Source organism: Brasilonema sp. UFV-L1 (assembly GCF_012912105.1).
In the GTDB taxonomy this organism is placed as follows: Bacteria; Cyanobacteriota; Cyanobacteriia; order Cyanobacteriales; family Nostocaceae; genus Brasilonema.
In genome coordinates this window covers 1-11,285 of the sequence record NZ_QMEA01000182.1, presented here as the reverse complement: position 1 = coordinate 11,285, position 11,285 = coordinate 1, and the positions used below count along the sequence as shown (strand labels likewise).

Genomic DNA, 11,285 nt, shown 5'->3' with positions numbered 1-11,285 from the left:
CAGAATGCAATTAGTGGGGGCTTGTGACCCGCCACGCTATTGTTGACCACCAAATTGAAAATTTAGTGGGGGCTTGATACCCCGTAAGTCTCCACCACTCGTACTCGTCATTCTGACTTCTGGCTCCTGACTCCTGACTACTTCTTGGTCAAACTTCAATGGAGCTTACGCTCCCCAACGTAAGTTAGTATTAATTTTTAACCTTATCTGAATCGTATTGACTTTCCAAGCAAGGTATTTTATGAAAATTCTCTTCCTAGACCAAAGTGGTAAACCAGGTGGAGCTGAACTATGTTTAATAGATATCGCCAAACCGTATAAAGATAGCTGTTTAGTGGGATTATTTGCTGATGGTTCTTTTAGAAATTTACTAGAACAAAATCATATTCGGGTTCAAGTTCTCACAACTCAAGCAATACAAGTTCGTAAAGAAAGCAGCTTAGCACAAGGATTAGGCAGTCTGGGTCAACTCATCCCTCTGATTTCTAAAGTCGTGCAAAAAGCTAAAGAATTTGATTTAATTTATGCTAATACACAAAAAGCATTGGTTGTTGGTGCATTAGCTAGTTTTTTCAGTCGTCGTCCTTTGGTTTATCATTTACATGATATTCTTTCCCCAGAACACTTTAGTCAAACTAACCGTCGCATTGCTGTAACTTGCGCCAATCGTTTTGCATCACTCGTCATTGCCAATTCTCAAGCAAGTCAAGCAGCTTTTGTCGCAGCTGGAGGACGTTCAGATCTCACTGAAGTGGTTTACAACGGCTTTGACCTTAAAAATTATCAAAGCCACGAGTTTGATGTCAATAAAATCAGACAAGAATTGGGGCTAGAAGGACAATTTGTTGTCGGACACTTTAGCCGTCTTGCACCTTGGAAAGGTCAGCATGTATTAATAGAAGCATTGGCACAATCTCCTGTTGATGTCACAGCAATCTTAGTTGGTGATGCACTCTTTGGAGAACAAGAATATGTGCAACATTTACACCAACAAGTAAAAACACTGGGACTAGAAAATAGAGTCAAATTTTTAGGATTTCGTTCAGATATTCCTCTATTGATGTCAGCTTGTGATTTAGTTGCACATACCTCGACTGCTGCAGAGCCATTTGGTAGAGTGATTGTAGAAGCTATGCTCTGTAAAAGACCTGTGGTAGCTGCGAAAGCTGGCGGTGCAATGGAGTTAGTAGAAAACGGAATCAATGGTTTTTTAGTGACACCAGAAAAGCCTGATGAATTAGCGCAAGTCATAACGACCTGTTTTAAAGAACAACAGAAGACAGCGACGATGGCTCATCATGCACAAATGACTGCTAGCCAGCGTTTTGATGTTACAGCGATTAATCAGCAAATTGCCGTGCTGTTGAATAAGTTATTACTGAAAACAAGTTCCTAGTTAGATGAAATTGCACCCAAAGATACAAGAAAATCACTCATCAAACTTTAGATGATAGTTGCAAGCAAAAGCATTTGAAGATGAATGGATGTGACATGAGTGATTACTTGGATGACTACGAACTTAATAACCTCGATTTTTACAGAAAAAATCATGGTTTACAGCTTTATTACAACTGGTGTGGGGAAATTTGGTGGCAAGAAAAACTAGACTTACCAAAGGAGAAATTGTTCTCTATTATTGGCATGAATGCGACAAAAGTCTTTATCAAGAGTCATCCTGAGTATGGAGAAGCCGGGTATCGTATCAATAGAGAGTTAGGTTTATTTTGTGATCCCGTGACGCAAGAGATTTTGCACTTTTGGAACTCACCAAAGGCAAATCAAGCAGTACCAGTCGTACATATTGCTAACCGAATTGTACAAGGCTCAGTCAAACCAAGAAAATATGTCATACCCAAAGGTACCGGATTTATCACCTCTGTCATAGAAGTTCCTTTGGAATATCCGCATCCGTTAGCAGGAGATAGTAAATACCTAGACTATTGCCCTGGAGAAAAGTTTAAGGGAGTTGAATATTTTACATCAAATATTTGCCGACCTGATGCTTGTAATGTTCCTCCTGCTCAGTGGGCGAGAGACTGTCCTTGGATGCCTTGGATGAAGTTAGGATATGGTCATCCAGCTAAATTAAGGTTTGAAACAACAATATCTAGAGTCAATTCTTTTGAAGAACTTAATCCTAAATTGGTCAAGTTGGTGAGGGAAAAAGTACCAATTTATGAATTCACACCTACAGAAAGTGATGAACAGAATATGACGAGCATTCAGTATTTTAAGAAACACTTTGAATCTTACTTGAAGGGCGATGTTTTCCCAATAGAGGAAACCTCTTGATTGGTTAGGCAACGACTTAACTCAATACTTGTCGGTTAACGATAATTGAGGTTTTAAAAACCCGGTTTATTTAAGAAACCGGGTTTTTAATTTTCGCTATACCCTTGCAGTATTGACTACAAACCCACTAATTCATGCGATTCAAAATCTGTGAGTTGTTGAGCTATTGTTAGTCTTGCTTGCAATTTTGCTACACTAAACTGGTTACGCAGATATTCTAAATGAGCAACAGCATTTGCCTTTTCGGTAGTTAATTGTATGAGGGTGTCCATCGCTTTTTGGTATTCTTGATTGACAAGTAACACTTCAAAACGACGAGCTTTGCGTTGAGCATCATTTTTCAAATCTATATCAAAGGCTGCGCTACGATCCGCATTCCCTTCAAATCGATTAATTTGCTGCTGAACTGCCATTAATTGAGAATCTATTTCATTGAGTCTTTGGGCAGCTTGAGCGATCGCCGCTGGATAATGATTCAGCTGGTTTGTTAACATAGGTAATCTATATTGTAATAATCTTTACATACACGATAGGGAAAATAAGACATAGGGTAGATGGAGTATACGGTAAAGATAAGGGAGTATTTTCTCTCCCAACCTCTTTTTAAGCCACTTCCCTCAGTTGAGGTGCTTGGGTAATCACTTCCCCAACATTTAAAGAAAGCTGTTCAGCTTGAGGTACCGTAGCTTCCTCTAATACTTGAACTTCAATTTTTACACTGACTAAATAACTGCCTGTATCAGCACCAACTGCTTCAGCGATTAATTTGGCAATATCTGGGCGTTTAGCAGTCAATGGGTCACGTAAAATACACCGATCCCATTCGTGCTTAGCAATCGGATTGAGGCTAAGAATGTAGTGCTTTATCATAGGACAAACCGTTGAACCCATCTCTACCAAGGCTGCCACACACCGAGAGAGTACACTTCACCAGGCTTTGTGGACGCTACTCTTCTATTATAGTACTTTTGTACTGTAATAGATAGAAAGGAAAGAGAAACAGGGAACAGAAGATGGGGTCACCAGAAAAACCTGCCATCTGTACCCTGTAAGCTATACTCTATAGTTGAGTGCCATTGCCATCAAGCGGAGATTTCTGGAATTGAAAATCGTTCACCCAAATCGATTGTTGAGGCACAGGAATGTAAATACCGGCTTGGTCAAAAGCAACTTTTAGGCGGCGGCGATACTCTCGTGCGACTTCCCATTGTTTAAGGGGCTGTGTCTTAATCCAGACACGAATAATCAAACCGCGATCGCCAAAGGTATCGATTCCCAAAACTTGAGGAGTTTCCACAATTGCATATTGCCATTTTGGGTCTTCGTCCATCTGTATAGCGACAGTTTCAATCAATTTCATCGCTTGGTCAATATCGGTTTGATAAGCGACTGGGATAGTTAAATCAGCGCGTGACCAACGACTTGAAAGATTGGCAACAATTTTGATTTCGCTATTGGGAATTGTGATCAGGCGTCCTTCTGAATCCCGCAGTTGAGTCATCCGTAGATTCAGATTTTCTACCAATCCTCCCACGTCTCCCACGGCAATAACATCACCCAAAGCGTACTGGTCTTCCAGGATAATCAGAAAACCGTTAATTGCATCTTTTATGAGGTTTTGAGAAGCAAGGGACAAGGCAACACCAACCAAACCGGCACCAGCGAGCACAGGAGCAAGTTCTATACTCAGTGTCGCAAGAGATAGCACGATACCAACTACCATCCAGACAATTGTGACAATACTTTTTGAAACACCGGATATAGTAGAAACTCGTAGTTGTAGGCGTTCAGAAGTTTCAGGAGTTAGCAAAGTACTGCTGTTTATAAAAGCAGTGGTAAAGCGGTCAATAAGAGCATAACTCAGACGTACTGCCACATAAGTTCCCAGTGCTATTCCACCTAGTATCAAAGGAATTTGCGCCGCTGAGAGAATGACGAGCTGAAACGGTCGCGTGTATGGAAATAAACCTAATATCCAGTAAGTGCCACTTCCCCAAACCGTTATGTGCCCAAGCTGAAAAAGTCGTCGCTTGACTTCTTGAAAATGTTGATGTTGTTGTTGAGTTAATTGTGTCGTAATAGGTTTAGTTTCTGCTGAGCTAGAAAGTGGCGACTGTAGTGGGTACCTTTTTGAGCGGCGCTGCCAGTTACATATTCCCCAACTCAAGACAATCATTCCTAAACCAGTTGCGCCAGCAATTGCACCCTGGCGAATCAAATATCGGGGTTGTCGCTCCTTTCTTGCCTTCTTCAATTCGTCTCCCAAAGTTTGGGCGATGAGATTTGCTGCTTCTAAAGGAGGAGCCTGTCGCAGGTTTGCATCCTCTGACGTCACAGTCATTAGATATGAACCGTTGATGTAAATGACTGGTGAAGAACTTGAATTATTAGACTTATTAACCTTTATGTCAAGCTTAGTATTACGGTCTTGCAAGTAATCTTGGCTAATTTCATGGAGTTTTCCTTCAATTAGTTGTAAACGCTCTGAAATGTTTGCCCTTCGAGCAGCAATCTGAAACAAACGGCGACCATCCAAATGAACCCAGCGATAATCCACTCTAGTGTCTGATTCACTACTGCGATTGGTGTTAAGTTGCACCGTAGGCAAAAAGGTAATCTGCGCTGTAACTGGAGGCATTGCCCCTACTGTGATCACCGTTGAAGAAAGAGCGACTGCCAAATATTGAAAGCGCACTTTTATACCTCCTTGAGCAAAATGTACAGTTGAGTACTCTTAGAGCGTTGCTCCAAAATTAATTTGAGTTATTGTACTTTTCTTTCTATGTCAATTTTTAACAAATCTTTTAAGTATTGCAATCTTGAGTGATTTCATTTGTACCTACCTTTAGGTAGATGACAAAAGGAAAATTGCGATTTTTGGGAATTCATAATTTTGAATTTTGATCGCTGTGCGGGACGCAGTTCATTTTGAATTCCCGACAGGGCTAAGACTTTCCCATTTTGTCAAATGTGGAATAATCTAGTAGAGTGCGTAAGAATTTACGCCAATTTCTTTCTAATTGAGGAACTATTTGATGACCGCAACTTCTCCCCGATTAAAGCACGAGGTTAAAGACCTCGCCCTAGCTGCCTTGGGAAGACAGCGCATTGAATGGGCTGGACGCGAGATGCCAGTTTTACGGCAGATTCGCGATCGCTTTGCCCAAGAAAAACCCTTTGCGGGTATTCGCCTTGTGGCTTGCTGCCATGTCACAACAGAAACAGCACACCTAGCAATTGCACTCAAAGCTGGTGGTGCAGACGCCCTATTGATTGCAAGCAATCCTCTATCAACTCAAGACGACGTAGCTGCTAGCCTCGTCGCTGATCATGACATTCCTGTCTTTGCCATCAAAGGTGAAGATAACGAAACATACAGCCGTCACGTACAAATTGCTTTAGACCATCGTCCCAACATCATCATTGATGACGGTTGTGATGTCGTCGCCACCCTGGTACAACAACGCCAGCACCAACTTGCTGACATCATTGGGACCACAGAAGAAACCACAACAGGAATTGTACGACTCCGCGCCATGTTCAGAGATGGCGTTCTCACCTTCCCCGCAGTCAACGTCAACGACGCTGACACGAAACACTTTTTTGACAACCGCTACGGTACCGGACAATCAACCCTAGATGGTATTATCCGCGCTACAAACGTTCTGCTTGCTGGTAAAACCGTTGTTGTTGTTGGTTACGGCTGGTGCGGTAAAGGGACAGCATTACGGGCGCGAGGACTCGGTGCTAACGTGATTGTCACCGAAATTGACCCCATCAAAGCAATCGAAGCAGTCATGGATGGTTTCCGCGTCCTGCCAATGGCAGAAGCTGCACCCCAAGCAGATTTGTTTATCACTGTGACTGGTAACAAGCACGTCATTCGTGGTGAACATTTTGACGTGATGAAAGACGGCGCGATTGTCTGTAACTCCGGTCACTTTGATATTGAAATTGACCTGGTTGCTTTAGGCAATAAAGCCAAAGAAATCAAGACAGTACGTCCGTTTACCCAAGAGTATCGCCTACAAAGTGGCAAATCAGTTGTAGTTCTGGGTGAAGGACGCTTGATTAACCTCGCTGCAGCAGAAGGACATCCTAGCGCGGTGATGGATATGAGTTTCGCCAACCAAGCTTTGGGTTGCGAATACCTTGTCAAGAATAAAGGTAAGCTGGAACCCGGTATCCATTCAATTCCAACAGAAGTCGATCAAGACATTGCACGGCTGAAGTTGCAAGCGTTGGGAATTCAGATTGATACGCTGACAGAAGATCAAATTGAGTACACAAACTCTTGGACTTCTGGAACTTAAGCACAGCTTAGAATTTTAGAGATTTATAAAGGGCGATCGCTCTTTTAGTATGACTTAAATGGGATAGGCAATTTACCTATCCCGCTTTTTTTGTCAAGTAGCGAACCTATAAAGTGCTTGTAATCAGAAAAGTGCGTGTTTATTTGGCAACAGTTGTAAGGAAGCATTGAGCGATCGCTCTTGTTGCAAGAATTGCAACCTACATTACTATAGCGCTCCGCTTCGCTTCTTTATGACATTTGTGTAATATTTAGGACTTTTTAAACATCCTCTCAAAGGTACCACAATTTTACGTTTACCGATAGCATAGGATGGATCTACAATCACAGATAAGTGAGTTATCTGCTTAAGAACTGCCACTGCTCCTAAGTTTAGTACGTTGCGCGTGTAGTTATCGAAGCTGTGGATACCTCATTCGCATAATACAACATCAGGATTTCTATGGCTTATGATATATTTAGCTGCGATCACGAGTTCTTCAATTGTCACCGCTAAGCTGCGTTTTTTGGAGTATCGCCTGACCAGCTTGTTTTAATGCTTCATCAGTCAAAGTTTTGCATGTTGCAGCTACCCACCAGAAGCATATTAACAGATTGCTTCTATTTGAAAAATAGATATCACCTCAGTGACGACTGGAATATCCTAGTGCTATTGCACTTTTGCTAGAATTTACAGTCTATCTCTTGCTCTTCCTATTTCCTGAAAAGCGTAGAAAAAGGTGCAATGAATGTATGCATCCTCAATGAGGAATCAGGATAGGCTAGTACAACAAGGCAAAAGTCAAAAGAAAGAATCAAGATGCTGCAAGCTTTTTATCTATTTGGTGCTGGTTCACCATTCCAAATCAACGAAAAGCTTATGATGTAAGCTTTTTGAATGAGCGAATTTCTCCGGATTGCGAATGCGTGAATTCCAAGGTAGCGGTACTAGTGCAAGGAGTCGTGACGTCAGTCGTCAGAAGTCAGGAGAGAAAAATACTTACAGAATCAGAGTTCTAAGCCATTCCTAACTGTCTTGTTATTTCTGCCGCGCTGTACTAGTGATTTCATAATTCATAATTCATAATTCATCATTTTGACCTCACCATTGACTTAATTCACACCTAAAGATGAGCGAGTCTTATTATGCCTAGTCCCAAAATCTTAACCACATCTTTTCATGATCAAGGAGTTTATCCCTGCCCAGTCTGTCGTGTGGGTAAGATTAGTCATATGCCATTAATGGAAGCTATGGCTTGTGACTTTTGCCAACAAATTTTTACTATCGACGTAGAACAACAGCAAATTAAAATGCCATCCAGACAACCACCCCTGATTTGGTATTGGAATGGCTTTCATTGGACAGAAGCCCAAATAGAAGGTGTAGAACTTGGATGGGCTTATGTGATTGCAGCAATTGTTTTTGTACTCCTGCCAACGACTTTAATTGGGATGGTCGCTTATAATTTTCCACCCAAGACAGAAAGTCCTCTGTCTTGGGTACCATATGTTTGGACAGTCTTAACCTTTTTGTTACATTTTTCAATTATTATTTGGCTTTTGATTGAAGTTTATCAAATTCCAGTCGGAGCGTATTGGCGAGCTATAAAAGAGCGTTTCGTCGGTCACTGATGATTAAAAATATCTACTGTTAAGCCAAATAAAATAATGATTTGAATAGCTTAGAGTTTATGTGTTGTAAAAGTTCAACGAAGCTTGATTTTTAGGTATAGGAGTTATCCAATCATTGGAAAATTTGTAGCAAAATTGTAAAAGTTACAAAAGAAAAATTCAAGTTAAGAAAAATTAAGTAATATGTCATTAGTTAGAAAATAAAGAAGTAATTAAAATTTCAATGACGTCAAACATAGGGTTTCATACTTTCTGTAGCATATTTGCTGTATTCCCTGAAAAAAACTGCAAACTGCGTCTGTTAGCATACAGGTATGCTGTAGTAAGACAGAAAGTAACTGTAGCTCAAGTATTATCTCCAGCTAGGCAAATAATACTAAGGAATCTCGGTTTTTAGCCAAAATCATTCAACAGCAAAAAAGTTTGACAAATAATTCTGCCGCAAAACGGCGGCATCACTCATAATTAAGATAATTTCCACCGAAACGTCTTATGAGCGAGTTGGAGCAGTATTATAGAATATTGGACTTAGAGCCTGGGGCAACATTTGAGGAAGTGACCCAAGCTTATAAAGATTTGGCTTTTGTATGGCATCCTGATCGCCTCCCAAAAGACAATACCCGGTTACAAGAGAAAGCGCAAAAAAAGCTACAAGAAATCAATGAGGCTCGTGAAAAATTGCGCCTATTAAAAATGAGGTATCAAACGTTACAGTATTCAGCCGCATCTACACAGAAAAAGCCAACCCAAAAAAGCTATCAACCACCACACCCAAACCCAGACTTGAGTGGAAAAGACTTTAGTCGGGCAAACTTACAAGGCAAAGATTTATCTGGTAGAAACCTGAGTCATGCGAACTTGAGTGGTGCAAATCTCAGTGATGCTTTTATGCACAAAGTGAATCTTAAAGGTGCAAATTTGTCTGAGGCTAATTTATTTAGAGCTAACCTGCTTTTAGCTGATCTAAGGGAAGCCAATTTACGGTGTGCTAATTTAATTGGAGCAGATTTGAGCGGAGCAGACTTACGGGGAGCGAACTTTATGGGAGCGCGGATGAAATCTGGTGACAGACTTCTTGTTAAACTGGTTGGAGCTAACTTAGCTGGGGCAATCATGCCTGATGGCAAAATTTACGAATAAGTTAACAGATGATGAACGTTGCGATTATTGGTTGCGGATATGTTGGTTGTGCAATTGCTCGATATTGGCAACAAAAAATGACTTTTGTTGTTACTGCTACCACAACCACTCCTGAACGTGTTTCTGCGCTGCAAGCAGTAGCCCAACGAGTTGAAGTTGTCAAAGGGAATGATTCAGAAGGTTTAAAATCAGTCTTGCAAAATCAAGATGTTGTCCTTTTGAGTGTCGGTGCAAAAGGTGCTGATGTTTACGAAGAAACTTATCTACACACAGCAAAAACTTTAGTCTCTGTCCTGAAAGAGATTCCCAGCGTGAGGCAATTAATATACACAGGAAGCTATGCTGTTTATGGTGATAGAAACGGGGCATGGGTGGATGAAGAATCACCCGCTGCACCTGTCAATCAAAATGGCCAAATTATCAGTGATACCGAGCAAGTTTTACTATCAGCATCCAGTGAAAACTTGCGTGTTTGTATTTTGCGATTAGGAGGAATTTATGGTCCAGGTCGAGAATTGGTAAAAATCTTTGGTCGATATGCTGGTGCAACTCGACCTGGGAGTGGTAAGGATACAACAAATTGGATTCATCTTGATGATATTATTGGTGCTATAGAGTTTGCTCGTAACTATCAATTAGAAGGTATTTATAACTTAGTTGATGATGCTCAGCTCACAACTGGAGAATTACTTGAAGGTGTATTTGAAGCACACAATCTAGCTAAGGTGACATGGGATTCCTCGCAAGAGAGTAAGCGTCCATATAATGCCAAGGTGTCTAATCAAAAGATAAAAGACGCAGGATACGAATTGATTCATCCACAGATCATTTTCTAGTTGTTATTAGGTGCAGTCCAATGATAACTCAAGACAAAACAGTCTCTCCTACCCAGTTCTACAATTGGAAAAATTATCGCTGCGCCTATGAAATTGATAATCCAAGCAATTCAACTCCTGAAGGTATTCCCCTCTTGTTAATACACCCGATTGGCGTTGGATTGTCGCGGCAATTTTGGCAGCGGTTTTGTCGTGAATGGTTTCTACAAGGTTACCGCAATCCTATTTATAATCCCGATTTATTGGGATGTGGTGAAAGTGATATGCCTCATGTCGCTTATACTCCAAGTGATTGGGCAGAACAGTTGCAACACTTTTTAAAAACAGTGGTGCAAAAACCTGTTGTTTTGGTTGTACAGGGTGCTTTGTTTCCAGTTGCAATCGAGTTAGTTCAACAGGAACCAAATTTAATAGCTGGACTTGCATTAGCTGGGCCTCCAGCTTGGGCAATTATTACAAAGAAAACTCCTCAATCGCAAGACAAACTCATTTGGAATCTCTTAGATTCGCCTTTGGGTAATGCTTTTTATCGCTATGCGCGAGGTGAAAAGTTTTTGCGTGATTTTTCGACTCGCCAACTGTTTGACTCAGCGGATGGAGTTGATGGTGAATGGATAAAGACTTTGCAACAAGGTGCAGAAAAAATTGCTAGTCGTCATGCAGTGTTTTCTTTCTTGGCAGGTTTTTGGCGCAAAGATTACACTCAAGCAATCGCCTCTATTAAGCAACCAACGCTGGTTGTTGTCGGGGAAACAGCATCAAGTATTAGCCAAGAAGGTAAACAGGAAAAACCAGATGAACGTTTGGCTGATTACCTCGCTTGTTTGCAAAATGGTCGTGGAATCAAAATTCCTGGTCGCAATGTTTTACCATATGAGTCAACAGCTGAGTTTGTTGAGGCAATAGTGCCATTTATCAAGGATATGTCATGAATGTCCCCACCCTGCTTTCCTACATGCGGGTGGGGTTTGAGGTCGGAATGTACAGAAATTGTGATACCAATTCTGTATGAAAATGCGCCACGAACTTATGAAGAACGAACCGCCTTAGCGCAGCGTGTCCGCAGGACATAGACGAGGCAGTGCGTTGCCAAG

At 41.2% G+C, this 11,285-nt stretch carries 10 protein-coding genes and 1 pseudogene; 7 read left to right on the top strand and 4 right to left on the bottom strand.

Translation table 11 applies throughout. The features are described 5' to 3' along the window. Nucleotides 1-241: 241 nt before the first annotated feature. Complete coding sequence (locus tag DP117_RS30930) at nt 242-1,396, top strand: glycosyltransferase family 4 protein (RefSeq protein WP_169222015.1); 1,155 nt, start codon at nt 242-244, stop codon at nt 1,394-1,396. A 95-nt stretch (nt 1,397-1,491) separates the two neighbouring features. Beyond that, nucleotides 1,492-2,292, top strand: a complete 801-nt coding sequence (locus tag DP117_RS30925; RefSeq protein WP_169222014.1) for a DUF1838 family protein — start codon at nt 1,492-1,494, stop codon at nt 2,290-2,292. 116 nt (nt 2,293-2,408) lie between these two features. Here DP117_RS30925 and DP117_RS30920 read toward each other — a convergent pair whose 3' ends face one another. The 3 genes from DP117_RS30920 to DP117_RS30910 form a co-directional block, all read right to left on the bottom strand. After that, nucleotides 2,409-2,786 carry a hypothetical protein gene (locus tag DP117_RS30920; protein ID WP_169222013.1) on the bottom strand — a complete coding sequence of 126 codons (378 nt, stop codon included), beginning with the start codon at nt 2,784-2,786 and terminating at the stop codon, nt 2,409-2,411. A 109-nt stretch (nt 2,787-2,895) separates the two neighbouring features. Beyond that, nucleotides 2,896-3,162, bottom strand: a complete 267-nt coding sequence (locus DP117_RS30915; protein WP_169222012.1) for a hypothetical protein — start codon at nt 3,160-3,162, stop codon at nt 2,896-2,898. A gap of 190 nt (nt 3,163-3,352) precedes the next feature. Further along, on the bottom strand, nt 3,353-4,987 hold the full coding sequence (locus DP117_RS30910) for a mechanosensitive ion channel family protein (protein ID WP_339381077.1): 1,635 nt from the start codon (nt 4,985-4,987) through the stop codon (nt 3,353-3,355). 340 nt (nt 4,988-5,327) lie between these two features. Here DP117_RS30910 and ahcY point away from each other — a divergent pair, with 340 nt between their 5' ends. Further along, nucleotides 5,328-6,605: an adenosylhomocysteinase gene (gene ahcY / locus DP117_RS30905; RefSeq protein ID WP_169222011.1), complete on the top strand. Its 1,278-nt coding sequence runs from the start codon at nt 5,328-5,330 to the stop codon at nt 6,603-6,605. Between the two features lie 273 nt (nt 6,606-6,878). On the opposite strand, the pseudogene DP117_RS36680 reads toward ahcY, so the two are convergent. Beyond that, nucleotides 6,879-7,316 (bottom strand): annotated as a pseudogene (locus DP117_RS36680) (3-deoxy-7-phosphoheptulonate synthase); the annotation flags it as partial. Nucleotides 7,317-7,729: 413 nt separating this feature from the next. On the opposite strand from DP117_RS36680, the gene DP117_RS30900 reads away from it, so the two are divergent. From DP117_RS30900 to DP117_RS30885, 4 genes are all read left to right on the top strand, one after another. After that, a complete protein-coding gene (locus DP117_RS30900; RefSeq protein WP_169222010.1) occupies nt 7,730-8,215 on the top strand; it encodes a hypothetical protein in 486 nt (161 codons plus the stop codon). A gap of 492 nt (nt 8,216-8,707) precedes the next feature. Next, a complete protein-coding gene (locus DP117_RS30895; RefSeq protein ID WP_169222009.1) occupies nt 8,708-9,355 on the top strand; it encodes a pentapeptide repeat-containing protein in 648 nt (215 codons plus the stop codon). A gap of 11 nt (nt 9,356-9,366) precedes the next feature. Beyond that, nucleotides 9,367-10,191 carry an SDR family oxidoreductase gene (locus DP117_RS30890; RefSeq protein ID WP_169222016.1) on the top strand — a complete coding sequence of 275 codons (825 nt, stop codon included), beginning with the start codon at nt 9,367-9,369 and terminating at the stop codon, nt 10,189-10,191. 20 nt (nt 10,192-10,211) lie between these two features. Beyond that, nucleotides 10,212-11,123 (top strand): alpha/beta hydrolase, encoded by a 912-nt coding sequence (locus DP117_RS30885; RefSeq protein ID WP_169222008.1) that lies wholly within the window; start codon nt 10,212-10,214, stop codon nt 11,121-11,123. The last annotated feature ends 162 nt before the right edge of the window (nt 11,124-11,285 follow it).

Coding starts and splice junctions, on each gene's coding strand:
- DP117_RS30895 (WP_169222009.1), top strand. CDS start 8,708: ATGAGCGAGTTGGAGCAGTATTATAGAATATTGGACTTAGAGCCTGGG.
- DP117_RS30930 (WP_169222015.1), top strand. CDS start 242: ATGAAAATTCTCTTCCTAGACCAAAGTGGTAAACCAGGTGGAGCTGAA.
- DP117_RS30920 (WP_169222013.1), bottom strand. CDS start 2,786: ATGTTAACAAACCAGCTGAATCATTATCCAGCGGCGATCGCTCAAGCT.
- DP117_RS30900 (WP_169222010.1), top strand. CDS start 7,730: ATGCCTAGTCCCAAAATCTTAACCACATCTTTTCATGATCAAGGAGTT.
- DP117_RS30885 (WP_169222008.1), top strand. CDS start 10,212: ATGATAACTCAAGACAAAACAGTCTCTCCTACCCAGTTCTACAATTGG.
- DP117_RS30890 (WP_169222016.1), top strand. CDS start 9,367: ATGAACGTTGCGATTATTGGTTGCGGATATGTTGGTTGTGCAATTGCT.
- DP117_RS30915 (WP_169222012.1), bottom strand. CDS start 3,162: ATGATAAAGCACTACATTCTTAGCCTCAATCCGATTGCTAAGCACGAA.
- ahcY (WP_169222011.1), top strand. CDS start 5,328: ATGACCGCAACTTCTCCCCGATTAAAGCACGAGGTTAAAGACCTCGCC.
- DP117_RS30925 (WP_169222014.1), top strand. CDS start 1,492: ATGAGTGATTACTTGGATGACTACGAACTTAATAACCTCGATTTTTAC.